General features: G+C 73.3%; 15 protein-coding genes and 1 pseudogene. 7 read left to right on the top strand and 9 right to left on the bottom strand.

The window, feature by feature from the left end; all coding sequences use genetic code 11:
- The first annotated feature begins 37 nt into the window (after positions 1–37).
- A complete protein-coding gene (locus tag IF73_RS0111280; RefSeq protein WP_031006231.1) occupies positions 38–703 on the top strand; it encodes a hypothetical protein in 666 nt (221 codons plus the stop codon).
- Here the strand turns inward: IF73_RS0111280 and IF73_RS0111275 are convergent.
- Positions 623–1195: a cob(I)yrinic acid a,c-diamide adenosyltransferase gene (locus IF73_RS0111275; protein WP_031006229.1), complete on the bottom strand. Its 573-nt coding sequence runs from the start codon at positions 1193–1195 to the stop codon at positions 623–625. The genes IF73_RS0111280 and IF73_RS0111275 overlap by 81 nt on opposite strands.
- Before the next feature lie 13 nt (positions 1196–1208).
- Positions 1209–1406, bottom strand: a pseudogene (locus IF73_RS38605) (ABC transporter permease); the annotation flags it as partial.
- A 25-nt stretch (positions 1407–1431) separates the two neighbouring features.
- On the opposite strand from IF73_RS38605, the gene IF73_RS37600 reads away from it, so the two are divergent.
- The 4 genes from IF73_RS37600 to IF73_RS0111250 all read left to right on the top strand — a co-directional run bounded on the left by IF73_RS37600 (position 1432) and on the right by IF73_RS0111250 (position 6121).
- The gene (locus IF73_RS37600; RefSeq protein ID WP_051716678.1) at positions 1432–1653 is read left to right on the top strand and encodes a hypothetical protein; all 222 of its coding nucleotides are present in this window, start codon (positions 1432–1434) and stop codon (positions 1651–1653) included.
- A 219-nt stretch (positions 1654–1872) separates the two neighbouring features.
- Positions 1873–2727, top strand: a complete 855-nt coding sequence (locus IF73_RS0111260; RefSeq protein WP_031006227.1) for a 3-hydroxyacyl-CoA dehydrogenase family protein — start codon at positions 1873–1875, stop codon at positions 2725–2727.
- 121 nt (positions 2728–2848) lie between these two features.
- Positions 2849–3172 (top strand): STAS domain-containing protein, encoded by a 324-nt coding sequence (locus IF73_RS0111255; RefSeq protein ID WP_030210572.1) that lies wholly within the window; start codon positions 2849–2851, stop codon positions 3170–3172.
- Between the two features lie 219 nt (positions 3173–3391).
- The gene (locus IF73_RS0111250) at positions 3392–6121 is read left to right on the top strand and encodes an ATPase AAA (RefSeq protein WP_031006224.1); all 2730 of its coding nucleotides are present in this window, start codon (positions 3392–3394) and stop codon (positions 6119–6121) included.
- A 70-nt stretch (positions 6122–6191) separates the two neighbouring features.
- Here the strand turns inward: IF73_RS0111250 and nucS are convergent, their stop codons facing one another.
- On the bottom strand, positions 6192–6863 hold the full coding sequence (nucS, locus tag IF73_RS0111245) for an endonuclease NucS (protein ID WP_031006221.1): 672 nt from the start codon (positions 6861–6863) through the stop codon (positions 6192–6194).
- A 227-nt stretch (positions 6864–7090) separates the two neighbouring features.
- Between nucS and IF73_RS0111240 the strand changes: the two genes are divergently transcribed.
- Entirely contained in the window at positions 7091–7483 is a 393-nt protein-coding gene (locus IF73_RS0111240; RefSeq protein ID WP_031006219.1) for an SCO5389 family protein, read from the top strand.
- A gap of 128 nt (positions 7484–7611) precedes the next feature.
- On the opposite strand, the gene IF73_RS0111235 is transcribed toward IF73_RS0111240, so the two are convergent.
- Positions 7612–8646 carry an LLM class flavin-dependent oxidoreductase gene (locus tag IF73_RS0111235; protein ID WP_031006217.1) on the bottom strand — a complete coding sequence of 345 codons (1035 nt, stop codon included), beginning with the start codon at positions 8644–8646 and terminating at the stop codon, positions 7612–7614.
- Between the two features lie 198 nt (positions 8647–8844).
- On the opposite strand from IF73_RS0111235, the gene IF73_RS0111230 reads away from it, so the two are divergent.
- A complete protein-coding gene (locus IF73_RS0111230) occupies positions 8845–9171 on the top strand; it encodes a hypothetical protein (RefSeq protein WP_031006215.1) in 327 nt (108 codons plus the stop codon).
- A gap of 10 nt (positions 9172–9181) precedes the next feature.
- Here the strand turns inward: IF73_RS0111230 and IF73_RS41955 are convergent, their stop codons facing one another.
- The 5 genes from IF73_RS41955 to IF73_RS0111205 all read right to left on the bottom strand — a co-directional run bounded on the left by IF73_RS41955 (position 9182) and on the right by IF73_RS0111205 (position 14166).
- Positions 9182–10018 (bottom strand): ABC transporter permease, encoded by an 837-nt coding sequence (locus IF73_RS41955; protein WP_031006213.1) that lies wholly within the window; start codon positions 10016–10018, stop codon positions 9182–9184.
- Complete coding sequence (locus IF73_RS41950) at positions 10015–11175, bottom strand: ABC transporter ATP-binding protein (protein WP_031006212.1); 1161 nt, start codon at positions 11173–11175, stop codon at positions 10015–10017. Before IF73_RS41950 ends, IF73_RS41955 begins: the two co-directional genes overlap by 4 nt.
- Positions 11176–11355: 180 nt before the next feature.
- Positions 11356–12135 (bottom strand): ABC transporter permease, encoded by a 780-nt coding sequence (locus IF73_RS0111215; protein WP_031006210.1) that lies wholly within the window; start codon positions 12133–12135, stop codon positions 11356–11358.
- Positions 12136–12138: 3 nt separating this feature from the next.
- The gene (locus tag IF73_RS0111210; RefSeq protein ID WP_031006208.1) at positions 12139–13155 is read right to left on the bottom strand and encodes an ABC transporter ATP-binding protein; all 1017 of its coding nucleotides are present in this window, start codon (positions 13153–13155) and stop codon (positions 12139–12141) included.
- Positions 13156–13230: 75 nt separating this feature from the next.
- Positions 13231–14166, bottom strand: coding sequence for a cellulose-binding protein (locus IF73_RS0111205; protein ID WP_031006206.1), 936 nt, complete (start codon positions 14164–14166; stop codon positions 13231–13233).
- Between the last annotated feature and the right edge of the window lie 7 nt (positions 14167–14173).

Raw genomic sequence — 14173 nt, 5'->3', positions numbered from 1 at the left:
GGAGAGACCCGACGGGGGAAGCGAAAGGGGAAGCGTCGTGATCGTCACGCTGATCGTCGTCTGCGAGGTGGGGTTCTGGGTCCTGCTGGCCGCCGGGCTCGGTGCCCGCTACGTGCTGCGCATGCCGAGGCTGGGCGCGGGGCTGCTGCTGTGCGAGCCGCTCCTGGAGGTCCTGCTCCTGGTCGTCTCCGCGATCGACCTCAAGAACGGCGCCGACCCCAGCTGGCGGCACGGTCTGGCCGCCGTCTACATCGGCTACACCGTCGGCCACGGCCATCGCACCGTGAAGTGGCTCGACGGGCACGCCGCACACCGCTTCGGCGGCGCCCCGCCGCCCGCGAAGCCGCCCCGGTACGGCATGGCCCGCGCCCGCCACGAGGGCGCGATCTGGCTCGGCACGCTGATCGCCGGCTCCGTCGCCTCCGCGCTGCTCCTCGCCGCGGTCTGGTACGTCGGCGACGCGGGCGACACCTCGAGGCTGGAGGCGTCGATCGCCGGTGTCTGGCGGGCCGTCGGGATCCACGGTTTGATCGCCCTCAGCTACTCTGTCTGGCCGAAGAAGGCCCCGGAGGCCCCGGAGGCACCGGCCCCGGAGGCCCCGCAGGGCACTCCGGAGAAGACCTCAGCGGTCGCCGCCCGGGACCCAGAGCACGTCCCCGACCTCGCGGTTCGCGGTCCGCGCCAGGATGAAGAGCAGGTCTGACAGCCGGTTGAGGTACGTGGCCGTGAGCGGGTTCATCGTCTCGCCGTGCACCTCCATGGCAGCCCAGGTCGAGCGCTCGGCCCGCCGGACCACCGTGCACGCCTGGTGCAGCAGCGCCGCGCCGGGCGTGCCGCCGGGCAGGATGAAGGAGCGCAGCTTGTCCAGCTCCTCCAGGAAGCGGTCGCAGTCCGCCTCCAGCTTGTCGACGTACGCCTGCTCCACCCGCAGCGGCGGGTACTCGGGGTTCTCGACGACCGGGGTGGCGAGGTCGGCGCCCACGTCGAACAGGTCGTTCTGGACCCGGACGAGGACCTTCACGACGTCCTCGTCGAGGCGGCCGAGCGCGATGGCGGTGCCGATGACGGCGTTGGCCTCGTTGGCGTCGGCGTAGGCCGCGATCCGCAGATCGGTCTTGGCGGTGCGGCTCATGTCGCCCAGGGCCGTCGTGCCCTGGTCGCCGGTGCGGGTGTAGATGCGCGTCAGATTGACCATGCGACCAGCCTAGTTACGCTCCGGCGCTCCGGAACGCACGTGTGCCGACCGTCACGGCGAACACCGTCAGCGCGACGGCGACCAGCAGCCCGGACAGCATGGCCGGGGTCGTGTAGTGGCCGATGTACGCCTCCCGCACCGCGTCCACCGGACAGCGGAACGGCATCAGGCGCGAGACCGCGTCGAGCCAGCCGGGGGCGAGGGCCATCGGGGCCCCCACCCTCCAGGCCCGGCTCATGGCCCTCCAGCAGGAGGTCCGCCGGACCACCGTCGCCGCCCTGCGCGAGGAGGCCGGTGCCGGGCCCGACGACCCGCTGCCGCTGCTCGTGGGCGGGCAGATCGCCTGGATCCAGGAGGCCGTCGTCGAGTTCGTCGGCGACGCCGTGATCGCCGAGGGCAGGCGGGCGCCGTCTCCCGCGACGCCCTGGTCCTCCTCGACGAGATCGAGGAACTGCTGAGCGAGCAGGTCCTGGCGTACGCGGTGCGCGAGGGCTGAGCCACCCGCCGCCCGCTCCCCGCCCCCCGGCCGAGCCGCCGCCGGGACGCGCGGGGGTGTCGTGAGTGTGACGTCCGTCAAAGAGAGCGTGACGCGCATTACTTCACGGTCACATGGCGCCCCGGGCCCGCTAATCTCCGCCGGAGAGCCAGAAGTGAACAGGTGTTAAGGGGTGGAATCAGTGGCTGGGAAGCTCGCCGTCATCGGGGCCGGACTCATGGGATCCGGCATCGCTCAGGTCTCGGCCCAGGCCGGCTGGGACGTCGTCCTGCGCGACGTCACCGACGCCGCCCTGACCCGCGGCACCGACGGCATCAAGGCGTCGTACGACAAGTTCGTCGCCAAGGGCCGTCTGACCGCCGAGGACGCCGAGGCGGCGCTCGGCCGGATCACCGCCACCACCGAACTCGACGCGGTCGCCGATGCGGACGTCGTCGTCGAGGCCGTCTTCGAGAACCTCGACGTCAAGCACGAGATCTTCCGCTCCCTCGACAAGATCGTGAAGGACGGCGCCGTCCTCGCCTCCAACACCTCCGCGATCCCGATCACCAAGATCGCCGCGGTGACCGGGCGCCCGGAGGCCGTCGTCGGCGTCCACTTCTTCTCGCCCGTGCCGATGATGCAGCTCGTCGAGCTCGTCCGCGGCTACAAGACGAGCGACGAGACCCTGGCCACCGCCCGCGCGTTCGCCGAGTCCGTCGGCAAGACCTGCATCGTCGTCAACCGCGACGTCGCCGGCTTCGTCACCACCCGCCTGATCTCCGCCCTCGTCGTCGAGGCCGCCAAGCTCCACGAGTCGGGCGTCGCCACCGCCGAGGACATCGACATCGCGTGCAAGCTGGGCTTCGGCCACGCCATGGGCCCGCTCGCCACCGCCGACCTCACCGGCATCGACATCCTCGTCAACGCGGCGAACAACATCTACACCGAGTCCCAGGACGAGAAGTTCGCGCCGCCGGAGCTGATGCGCCGGATGGTGGACGCGGGTGACATCGGCCGCAAGAGCGGGCAGGGCTTCTACAAGTACGGCGCCTAGCCCGCCACCCCACCTCACCCCACAGGGTGAATTTCGGTATCGGTTTGCTGACAAGGCGCAACGTATCTGCCGAGGCAGCAGTCAGTTGTTGCGAAGACGGAGCATTTCCCGGGGAGCGACTATGCACATCAGGGGCGATCACGTCGAGCTGGTCGTCGGGGGCCGCCTCGACGTCCGCAGCGCGGCGGACGCCCGTACGGTCCTGCACTCGGCCGTCGACGACGGCGTCGGCGACCTGGTGCTCGACCTGACCGGGCTCGACTCCTGGGACGCGACCGGACTCGGCGTGATCATGGGCGCCCACCGACGGGCCGGCCGCTGCGGCCGCCGGCTCGTCCTGCGCGGGGTGCCGCCGCAGATGCAGCGGCTCCTCGTCGCCACCCGCCTCCACCGCATCCTCGCCATCGAGGGCGGCCTCGCCCTGGAGTCGCTGCCCCGCGTCTGAACGGGCGGTCCGCGCACCGGCCCCCCGGGGTGAACCGTCTGTGAAGCCCCTGTGCGAACCAGGCGTCACGCTCAATCCTCACAAGACCGTGACGTCTTGGGCTCGACGGCACCCCGGCTGTTCCCGGGCGTCCCGCGACCGTCTAGGGTTCGGTCGCCCGCACCCCTTCGCCACACCCACCCGGCGGGCTCCGCACCACCGCTCTTGGGGGCTTTGACCATGGACCCGATACACCGGGGGCCGGACGAGTCCGGTCACGACACCGCGGCCGAGGACGCCCGCCCCGCACAGCCCGCCGCCCTGCCCGAGCGCGCCACCGCGACACCCGCCCGCGCCCGCGTCACCCGGATCGTCTCCGGCGGACTGCTGCTCACCGTCAACCCCGTCGACGGCAGCGAGATCGAGGCGTGCCCACCTGGCGAGGAACCCCCCGCCGCCCGCCGCCGCACCCCCGAGGAGCGCGCCGAGGCCGCCCGCGCCGCCACCGTGCCCGCGCCGCCCGGTCCCGCCGCCCCCGAGCTGCCCCTCCTGGAGCGCGAGGAGCAGCGCGCCCGGCTCACCGAGACCCTCACCCGCGGCCGCAGCGCCCGCCTCACCGGCCCCGACGGCTCCGGCCGCACCGCCCTCCTCGACGCCGTCGCCGACGACTGCGCCGCCCTCGCCCCCGACGGCGTCGTCCGCCTCTCCGGCCACCACCGCACCACCGGCGAACTCCTCCACGAGCTGCGCACCGCCGTCCTGCACGCCCCCCACCACCGGCCCGACCGCGACGGGCTCCGCGCCGATCTCGCCTCCATCGGCGCCGTCGTCGTCGTGGACGACCTGGAATTCGGCGGCGCCGCCCTCGACGAGCTGCTCGCCGCCGCCCCCGAGTGCGCCTTCCTGCTCGCCGCGGCCCCCGGCGTCCCCGCCCCCTCGGCCGACGCCCCGATCGAGGAGGTCGCCCTCCCCGGCCTCGGCCGCGCCGCCTCCCTCGCCCTCCTGGAGGCCGCCGTCGGCCGCCGCCTCACCGACGAGGAGGCCAACTGGGCCGGCGACCTCTGGTTCGAGTCCGAGGGCCTGCCGCTCCGCTTCGTCCAGGCCGGCGCCCTGCTCCGGCAGCGCGACCGGCTGCGCGTCACCCCCGCCGAGTTCGACGCCTTCGGCGCCCTGGAGGAGGCGTTCGGCCCGTCCGGCTCGGGACCGGGCGCGGGCTCCGCCGGCCCCGTCCCCGACCCGTACGAGGACCCCGACGTCGAGCTCCACGAGGTGCCGCTGCCCAGCCTCGGCGAGGGCGCCGCCCCCGCCGCGCTGCTCGCCTCCCGGCTCAGCCGCTCCGCCCAGACCACCCTCCGCTTCGCCGTCGCCCTCGGCGGCGAGGTCCCGCACCACGCCCACCTCCCCGCGCTGGTCGGCGACACCCACGCCGACGCGGCCCTCGGCGAGCTCCGCGCCTGCGGCCTGCTCACCCCCGTCGGCGCCCGGTACCGCCTCGCCGGCGGCGTCCTCACCCAGCTCCTCGCCCACGGCTACGGCCTCGACGCCGCCGACCGCGTCCACACCGCCGCCCAGCACTACGCCTGGTGGGCCGGCCACCCCTCGGTCGGCCCCGACCGGGCCGCCGCCGAGTCCGACGCCCTGCTCGCCGCCCTCGCCGCCCTCGTCGGCGGTACGCCGGGCGGAGCGGCCGACGGCGCGAGCGGGGGAGCGGCCGCGGGCGGCGACTCCGGCGAGGCCGGGGACGGGCCCCGGGCCACCGCCGTCGCCCTCGCCCGGGCCGCGGCCCCCGCCTTCGCCGCCGGCCTGCACTGGGGCGCCTGGGAGCGCGCCCTGCGCTCCGGCCAGGAGGCCGCCCGGCTCGCCGGGGACGTCGCCGAGGAGGCGTACTTCCACCACGAACTCGGCGTCCTCGCCCTCTGCGCCGGCCATCTCGCCCGGGCCCGCGCGGAACTGGAGGCGTCCATCGGCCTGCGCGGCGTCCTCGCCGACAAGCGCGGCACCGTCGCCGGCCGCCGGGCCCTCGCCCTCGTCGCCGACCTCGGCCGCGGGCAGGAGCCGCCGCAGCCCCCGCTGCCGTCCCGCACCGACTCCCCGCCGCGCGGCGTGCCCGTCGCCCGGGCCGCCGCCCAGGCCCCCGTCGAGCCGCCGACCGAGGTGCTGCCGCCGGTCCCCGCCACCGGCACCGGCGCCGGCACACCGCCCGCCTTCCCGGCCTTCCCGGACTTCGCGGACCAGGGCCCCACCCTGATCACCCGCACCGAGACCGCCCCGGCGGACGGACCGGCGGACGGACGGCGCCGGAGCCTCAAGGCCGGCATCCTCGACGGCACCCGCCGCAACCTCGCGGCCGTCGGCGCCGGCGTCCTCCTCGTCGCCGTCCTCGGCACCGTCGTCACCCTCGGCGCCACCTCCGGCAACGACGACACGCCCACCTCCGGCACCGTCACCACCGACGCCACCGCCGACCAGGGCGCCGGCGACGTCCCCGACACCGACGACGGGGCCCCCGCGGAGGGCGAGCCCGGCGACCCGACCGGGACCGGCACGCCCAGCACCTCCGGCTCGCCCGGCCCCACCACCCCGGGCACCACCCCGACCGGCTCCGCCACGGACCCGACGGCGACGGGCTCGCCGTCCACCAGCGGCTCCGGCGCACCGGACCCGACCGCGACCAGCGCGCCGGGCACCGGACCGGGGACCACGGACGCGCCGACGACCCCGCCGCCGGGGCGGCCGACGACGACCCGCCCGCCGACCTCCTCCACGGGACCGAACCCGGGCTCGTCGTCCCCGACCACGTCGCCCTCGGCGTCCTCGTCCAGCGCGGACCCCGAGCCGACCACGACCTCCACGTCCCCGTCCTCGTCCCCGACGCCGAGCGAGACGTCCAGCAGCGAGGCCCCGAGCAACTCCGCCTCCTCCACCCTCGACGGCGCCCCCACCGCCTCGGACACCGCCACCGTGAGCTGAGGCCACGACGGACAAGGGGACGGCCCCGGGCGCTCAGCGCGCCCGGGGCCGTCCCCTTCGCCGTACCGTCCTAGAACAGCCGCAGCTTGTCGTCCTCGATGCCGCGCAGGGCGTCGTAGTCGAGCACCACGCAGTCGATCCCGCGGTCCGTCGCGAGGACCCGCGCCTGCGGCTTGATCTCCTGGGCCGCGAAGATGCCCTTCACCGGGGCGAGATGCGGGTCCCGGTTGAGCAGCTCCAGATAACGGGTCAGCTGCTCGACGCCGTCGATCTCACCGCGGCGCTTGATCTCGACCGCGACCGTGGCGCCGTCCGCGTCCCGGCAGAGGATGTCGACCGGGCCGATCGCCGTCGGGTACTCGCGGCGGACCAGCGTCCAGCCCTCGCCGAGCGTCTCGATGCGGTCGGCGAGCAGCTCCTGGAGGTGCGCCTCGACGCCGTCCTTGATCAGACCCGGGTCCACACCCAGTTCGTGGGACGAGTCGTGGAGGATCTCCTCCATCGTGATGATCAGTTTCTCGCCCGCTTTGTTGACCACGGTCCAGACGCCGGCCTCACCGTCGGCACCTTCCTTCAGGGTGCACGGCGGCGACATCCAGTTGAGCGGTTTGTACGCCCGGTCGTCCGCGTGGATCGAGACGCTGCCGTCTGCCTTGATCAGGATCAGACGGGGCGCGGAGGGCAGATGGGCCGTGAGCCGACCCGCGTAGTCCACGGAGCAACGGGCAATGACGAGACGCATGGTCGCCAACGCTACAAGAGGAGCGCCCTTCTACGCGATTCGGGCACCCGAGTCAGACGAACACCCGTCGGTTATCGGCCTGTTGTGTGCCCAATCGCCTGGTGCGGGCCGGACCGCGCGCTTACCGTGGATGCTGGAGGTCGTCGTCCGTGCACGCTGCGTGGCGTACGGCGGCCCTCGACCCTGCCCGCACAGACCCCGTCCGCGGGGTCGCGAGAGGAGAACCCATGTCGCTCGACGTCTCACCGGCACTGTTGGAACAGGCCGAGCGAGGCGAGGTCGACGAAGCCGCCTTCGTCGACTGCGTCCGGACCTCCCTGCCCTTCGCGTGGGAGATGATCAGTTCTCTGGTGGCCCAGCTGGAGGTGGAAGGCGGCGAGTTCGCCGACAACCAGACGCCGCCGCCGAACGAGCAGGCACGTGGTCAGCTGCTGCGCGCGCTGGCGAGCGACGCGATCCGCGGGGCGCTCCAGCGTCACTTCGGGGTGCGTCTTGCCTTCCAGAACTGCCACCGGGTGGCGGTCTTCCCGCTGGACCCGGCGGTGGACGAGCGCCTCGCCCGCTTCACCTCGATCCGGGGACAGCTGCTCAACCAGTCGCCGGAACTCCGCGACTGCTGAGCCCGGCCGTCGTCACCGGGATCCACCGGGACTCGAACGCCGCCGCTCCGCGTCGCGGGAGCCGCGATCGGTGCGTGCCGACACGCACCGTCCCGCGGGGACGCCGGGGCGGCGGCGGGTCCCGGCCCTCAGTCCAGCCGGGGCAGGACCTCGGCGCCGAGCCGCCGGAGGTTCTCCTCGGTGCCGGCGAGATCGCCGGAGCCCTCGGCGAGCAGCGCGAAGCGGGTGATGCCGGTGCGCTCCGCGGTCGCCGCCAGCCGGTCGGCCGCCAGCGACGGGGTGCCGACCGGGTGCAGCGAGCAGAGCAGCTCGGTGTACGCCACCGGGTCCCGCATCGCCCGGTGCCGGCCGTCCACCGTCACATGCGCGTCCAGCCCCTGCCTCAACCAGCCCGGCATCGCCTTCACCAGCGTCTCCGCCGCCTCCTGCGTGCGGTCCGCGAGCTGCACCACGCCCGCGGAGACGTGCCCGGCGCCGATCCGCGCGATCTCGTCCGGGTCCCGCCCGGCCTCCCGCGCCCAGCGCGCCCAGGCCGTGACCATCTCCGCCTTGTCCTCGTCGCCGCAGTGCATGCCGAGCAGCATCGGCAGCCCGCGCTCGGCCGCCAGCCGCACGCTCCTCTGCGAGGTGCAGGCGACGACGACCTCCGGCGACGGCTCGCCGCCGATCAGCTCGCCGGCCCGGGGCACCACGGCCACCTCCCGGAAGGAGAATCGTTCTCCCTCGGCGCCCACCCGGGCCTCGGTGAGCCAGCGCAGCAACAGGTCGAGCGCCTCCGGGAAGCCACGCTCGTACGCCTCCAGACCCGCGCCGAACACCTCCAGGTCCACCCAGGGCCCGCCGCGACCCACCCCGAGGGTGAATCTGCCGCCCGAGGCGATGTGCAGCAGCGCCGCCTGCTCGCCCAGCGCGACCGGGTGGACGGTCGGCAGCACGCTCACCGCCGTGCCCACCCGCAGCCGCCGGGTCCGGCCGAGCAGCAGCGCCGCCAGCGTCACGGCCGACGGGCACACGCCGTACGGTACGAAGTGGTGCTCGGCCAGCCAGACCGAGTCCAGGCCCGCCTCCTCGGCCACCTCGGCGGTCCGCACCGCACGGTGCAGCGCCTCTCCCTGACCCTGGCCCGGAAACTGAGCCGCCAGAACGAATGTCCCTACGCGCATCGCCTTCTGCCTCCTCGCGGCCGACGCGTTCACTCCCCCTCGTACGGCAACAACGTCTGACACGTGCCAAAGGCAACGGCCGAACATGAAGTTCTTGCGATTTTCGGTCCGGGCGTCCGGACCGGGGCCCCGGCCGGCCTGTCGCGGCCCGTACGCTGGGACGAACGGTCCGTGTTCCCCGACCCCGTGAGGTGTGCTGTGTCCCCGCGTCACCACCGCCCCCGCCGCTCCGCCAAGCCGGCGGCGCAGGAGGACCGCGACGACCGGTACGGCGGCTCACAGCGCACCGAGAGCTGGCAGGGCGAGGAGTGGTACGTCCGCCTCGTCGCCGGCGCCAGCTCCCCGGGCAAGCGCTACCGCTGCCCCGGCTGCGACCAGGAGATCCCGCCCGGCGCCCCGCACGTCGTCGCCTGGCCCGAGTACGGCGGCGTCGACGACCGCCGCCACTGGCACAAGGCGTGCTGGAACGCGAAGGACCGCCGCACCACCCGGGTGCAGCGGTCCCGCAACGCGCCGAAGTACTGAGCCCCGGGCTTCAGACGTCCCGGCTGTTCAGCAGCGCGTACGCGGCGCCCATGGCCACCACCGCGATGCCCGTGAGCGTGAACAGCGCCTCCCAGCCCGCCGGACCGCTGTCGCCGAACGGCGGCTCCGCCGCGTACAGCGCGATCATCTGCGAGGGGATCGCGTAGGTGAAGAGCGCCTCCTGGATCCCCTTCAGCCCCGGCGCGAGCATGAACAGGGCCGCCACCAGCGGCAGCAGCAGCAGACCGATCATCACGGTGATCGCCCCGGCCGAGTGCCGCACCAGCGCGCCCACCGCCATCGACAGCAGGCCGAGCACCGCCAGGAACCCGGCCGCGCCGACCGTGGCCCGCGCCCACTCCGCGCCCGTCGGCTCCGCCGCGTCCACCATCGCGACCTGCGCCGTCGCCACCGCGAAGGCGACCACCAGGGTCACCGTGAAGACCAGCAGGAAGAAGACGATCGCCTTCGCCGTCAGCACCCGGGACCGGCTCGGGCACGCCGTCAGCGTGGTCCGGATCATCCCCGTGCCGTACTCGGACGAGATGGTCAGCACGCCCAGCGTGATCACGCAGATCGACGCCGGCAGCATCCCGAAGAAGCCCAGCGGCAGCGCCGAGTCCTCGCCCATGTTGCCGCCCTCGGAGGCGGCGACCGCGGCCACGCCCAGACCGATCACCAGCATCAGCAGGACCATCGTCCCCAGCGTCCACATGGTCGACCGCACCGAGCGGATCTTCGTCCACTCCGAGGCGAGCGCGTCCCCGAGGTGCGCCCGGCGCACCGGGATGGGGGAGACGTAGCCGTACGGCGGGGGAGGCGTGGGGGTCGGCGTCGGGGCGGTCATCGGGCGTCCTCGGTGGTGTCGCTCGGCTTCTGGAGGCTCGGCTGCGGGGCGGACTGCGGCGCGGCCGGCGCGGTCGGCGCGGCCGCGGGGGGCTGCGGGGCGGCGTACGGGTTCTGGCCGGGCGGCGGCGGGGCGTACCAGCCCTGCTGCGGCACGTCCGCCGGAAGCGGCGGCTGCGGCGGCACCCCGTACCCCGGCTGCCCGGGCTGCGGCGGGGCCTGGAGATGGGCCAGCTTGTCGTCGGTGGAGCGGTAGTCCACGGCGCCCTGCGTCAGCCGCATGTACGCCTCCTCCAGAGACGCCTGGTGCGGGGACAGCTCCCAGAGCCGTACGTCCGCCTCGTGCGCCAGGTCGCTGATCCTCGGCAGCGGCAGGCCGGTGACGCGCAGCGCCCCGTCCGGCTCGGAGAGGACCTGGCCGCCGGCCTCGACCAGCACCCGGGACAGCTTCTCCCGGGGACCGGCCTCGCCGGCCGGGACGCGGACCCGGGCGAAGTCCGCCGAGTTCGCCGAGATGAACTGCTTCACCGGCATGTCGGCGAGGAGCTGGCCCCGGCCGATCACGATCAGATGGTCCGCGGTCAGCGCCATCTCGCTCATGAGGTGGCTGGAGACGAAGACCGTGCGGCCCTCGGCGGCCAGCTTCTTCATCAGGTTGCGGACCCAGAGGATGCCCTCCGGGTCGAGGCCGTTGACCGGCTCGTCGAAGAGCAGCACCTGCGGGTCGCCGAGCAGCGCGGCGGCGATGCCGAGCCGCTGCCCCATGCCGAGCGAGAAGCCCTTGGAGCGGCGCCGCGCCACCTCCTGGAGGCCCACCACGCCCAGCACCTCGTCCACCCGGCGGGCCGGGATGCCGGCCAGCTGGGCCAGCGACAGGAGGTGGCTGCGGGCGCTGCGGCCGCCGTGCACGGCCTTGGCGTCGAGGAGGGCGCCGACCTGCCGGGGCGCGTTCGGGAGCTGCCGGAAGGGGTGGCCGCCGATCGTCACCTGGCCGGCCGTCGGCTGGTCCAGGCCGAGGATCATGCGCATGGTGGTCGACTTGCCGGAGCCGTTCGGGCCCAGGAAGCCGGTCACGACACCCGGCCTCACCTGGAAGGAAAGGTTGTACACGGCCGTCTTGGCGCCATAGCGCTTGGTCAGGCCGACTGCCTCGATCATTCTCCAGCCCCATCGACAGCTCGGTGGTGTGCGATCGGGGCGTGGCGGCGCGCGGCCGGAAGGCCCCCGTACGAGTCAGGAGCTTATCCAGCCGTTGACGGTTCCCGCTCCGGCGAAGCGAGACCGAAGCGAAACCTCAGGGAGAAATCCGGGACGCGCCCCGCAGGCGCGCCCCCGTCCTCAGGCGTCCCGCCGCTTCAGCACCAGATAGCCGCCGAGCAGCGCGGCCGCCACCCAGGCCAGCATGATCCCGAGCCCGCCCCACGGCCCGTAGGGCGCCTTCTCCGAGCCCAGCGCGTCCGGCACCACCTGCATGATCTTGGAGCCGGCCTGGTCCGGGAAGTACTTGGCGACCTCCTTCGCCTTCGGCACCGCCGACAGGATCTGCGAGATCAGGAAGAAGAACGGCACCAGGATGCCGAGCGACAGCATCGAGGAGCGGAGCATCGCCGCCACGCCCATCGAGAAGACCGCGATCAGCCCCATGTAGATCCCGCCGCCGACCACCGCCCGCAGCACGTTGTCCGCGCCGATCGTCGTCCGGTGCTCGCCGAGCAGCGCCTGCCCGAGGAAGAACGACATGAAGCTCGTCACCAGACCGACCACCAGGGCCAGCGCCCCGGCCACCGCGATCTTGGAGAAGAGGAACGTGGCGCGCTGGGGGACCGCGGCGAGCGAGGTGCGGATCATGCCCGAGGAGTACTCGGTCCCCACCACCAGGACACCGAAGACCACCATCGCCAGCTGGCCGAGGACCATGCCGGAGAAGCTGACGAAGGTCGGGTCGAAGGTGGCCCGCTCCAGCTCGGACAGGTCGTCGAAGCTGGAGTTCAGGACCGCGGAGAGCGCCGCGCTCATCGCCACCGTGACGATCAGCGCGCTCGCCAGGGTCCAGATCGTCGACGAGACCGTCCTGATCTTGGTCCACTCGGACTGGAGGACCGCCGGTACCGCTGCCATGGATCAGACCCCCTCGGTGGTCGTGCCGGACCCGGCGCCCGGTGCGGGGCCCCAGCCGGAGTTCGCGCCCCACGCGGGGCCGGGCGCGGCCGGCTCGCCGCCGCCGTGCGTGTCGGTGCCGTGCGCGTGGTACTCCACCGCGCCCGCCGTCATCTGCATGAACGCCTCCTCCAGGGAGGCGCGCTGGGCGCTCAGCTCGTGCAGCGTCAGCTGGTGCGCCGCCGCCAGCTCGCCCAGCCGCTCGGTGGTGGCGCCGTCGACCTCCAGGGTCCCGTTTCCGGCCTCGACCACCACGAATCCGTCGGCGTGGAGCACATCCCGCAGCCGTTCCTGCTGGGGAGAGCGGAGCCGGACGAAACTCCGCGAATTCCGCTGGATGAAATCGGCCATGGACATGTCCGCAAGCAGCTTTCCCTGCCCGATCACGATCAGATGATCTGCCGTCAGCGCCATTTCACTCATGAGATGACTGGAGACGAAGATCGTTCTGCCTTCCGCGGCGAGCGACTTCATCAGATTGCGGATCCAGTGAATTCCCTCGGGGTCCAGACCATTGACGGGTTCGTCGAACATCAGGATCTCGGGATCGCCGAGCAGCGCCGACGCGATGCCGAGCCGCTGACCCATGCCCAGCGAGAAGCCCTTTGACTTCTTCCGCGCCACCGCGGTCAGACCCACCAGGTCCAGCACCTCCGCCACCCGGCTCTCCGGGATCCGGTTCGACTGCGCCAGACACAGCAGGTTGTTGTACGCCGACCGGCCCCCGTGCATCGCCTTGGCGTCGAGCAGCGCCCCGATGTACTTCAGCGGCTCGTCCAGCTCGCGGTAGTGCCGGCCGTCGATCCGCACCGTCCCGCTCGTGGGGTTGTCCAGATCGAGCATCATCCGCATCGTGGTCGACTTCCCCGCCCCGTTGGGCCCCAGGAAGCCGGTGATCATGCCCGGCCGGACCCGGAAGGAGAGATGATCGACCGCCGTCTTCGTCCCGTACCGCTTCGTCAGTCCGTCAAGCTCGATCATGCGTACCAAGCTAAGGGCGCGCGAAACCCCCCGCCACCGGAGTGACGGGGGGTTCGGGGACGCGACGGCGGGGCCTCAGCGGGTCTGCTGGGCCGGCACGCCGGCGGAGCGCTCCTCGTCCAGCGGGGAACCGGCGGCGGCGACCGCGGCACCGGTCAGCGTGGCCAGCATCTCGCGGACGTTGGTCAGCTGCGCGTTGATGGAGTCGCGGCGGTTCGTCAGCGCCGCGAGCTCGCGCTCCGATTCCGAGCGGATCCGGTCCGCCTTGGCGTTGGCGTCGGCCACGATGTCCTCGGCCTGGCGCTGCGCGGTCTCCACCGTCTGGCGGGCCCGGCGCTCGGCGTCCGTGCGGAGCTTCTCGGCCTCCAGGCGGAGCTGCTCGGCGCGGTGCTCGATCTCGGCGAGGCGCTTCTCGGCCTTGGCCTGACGGGAGGCCAGGTCGCGCTCGGACTGCTCGCGGCGCTTGGCCAGGTTGGTCTCGAAGTCCGCGGCGGCCTGGGCGGCCTTGGCGCGGGTCTCCTCGAAGAGGGCGTCCGCCTCCTCGCGCTTCGACTGCGCGTCCTTCTGCGCCTCGGCACGCAGCGAGTTGGCCTCGCCCTGCGCCTTCTCGACGATCCGGACGCCCTCGTCCTCGGCCTTCGCCTTGCGCTCGGCCGCGAACGACTCCGCGTCGTTGCGCACCTGCTGGGCGGCCGACTCGGCCAGCTCGCGGTGCTGCTCGGCGGCGCGACGGGCCTCCTCGCGCAGGTCCTTCGCCTCCTCCTCGGCGAGGCGGAGGATCTTCTCGACGCGCGCGCCGAGACCGGCGTACGACGGCTCCGCGTCGCTCACCTGCGCCTGGGCGTTCTGCGTCTCGAGGTGGAGTTCCTCGATGCGCTTCTCCAGGGAGGTGATGCGGCCCAGTGCGCTGTCACGGTCGGCGACGAGCTTGGTAATGCGGTCGTCCACCTGACCGCGGTCGTAACCACGCCGCACGAGCTCGAAGCCGAAGGGGGAGGAAGTGTCGCTCATGGGGTTC

The organism is Streptomyces sp. NRRL F-5727, assembly GCF_000719555.1.
Lineage (GTDB): Bacteria > Actinomycetota > Actinomycetes > Streptomycetales > Streptomycetaceae > Streptomyces.
The sequence above is the reverse complement of the archived record's forward strand: the minus strand, read 5'-3'. Positions and strand labels throughout refer to the sequence as shown.

Bases quoted from the DNA above. Each gene is read 5' to 3' on its own strand.
- IF73_RS0111275 (WP_031006229.1), bottom strand. From the start codon at position 1,195: ATGGTCAATCTGACGCGCATCTACACCCGCACCGGCGACCAGGGCACG.
- IF73_RS37600 (WP_051716678.1), top strand. From the start codon at position 1,432: ATGGCCCTCCAGCAGGAGGTCCGCCGGACCACCGTCGCCGCCCTGCGC.
- IF73_RS0111255 (WP_030210572.1), top strand. From the start codon at position 2,849: ATGCACATCAGGGGCGATCACGTCGAGCTGGTCGTCGGGGGCCGCCTC.
- IF73_RS0111250 (WP_031006224.1), top strand. From the start codon at position 3,392: ATGGACCCGATACACCGGGGGCCGGACGAGTCCGGTCACGACACCGCG.
- nucS (WP_031006221.1), bottom strand. From the start codon at position 6,863: ATGCGTCTCGTCATTGCCCGTTGCTCCGTGGACTACGCGGGTCGGCTC.
- IF73_RS0111240 (WP_031006219.1), top strand. From the start codon at position 7,091: ATGTCGCTCGACGTCTCACCGGCACTGTTGGAACAGGCCGAGCGAGGC.
- IF73_RS0111235 (WP_031006217.1), bottom strand. From the start codon at position 8,646: ATGCGCGTAGGGACATTCGTTCTGGCGGCTCAGTTTCCGGGCCAGGGT.
- IF73_RS41955 (WP_031006213.1), bottom strand. From the start codon at position 10,018: ATGACCGCCCCGACGCCGACCCCCACGCCTCCCCCGCCGTACGGCTAC.
- IF73_RS41950 (WP_031006212.1), bottom strand. From the start codon at position 11,175: ATGATCGAGGCAGTCGGCCTGACCAAGCGCTATGGCGCCAAGACGGCC.
- IF73_RS0111215 (WP_031006210.1), bottom strand. From the start codon at position 12,135: ATGGCAGCGGTACCGGCGGTCCTCCAGTCCGAGTGGACCAAGATCAGG.
- IF73_RS0111210 (WP_031006208.1), bottom strand. From the start codon at position 13,155: ATGATCGAGCTTGACGGACTGACGAAGCGGTACGGGACGAAGACGGCG.
- IF73_RS0111205 (WP_031006206.1), bottom strand. From the start codon at position 14,166: ATGAGCGACACTTCCTCCCCCTTCGGCTTCGAGCTCGTGCGGCGTGGT.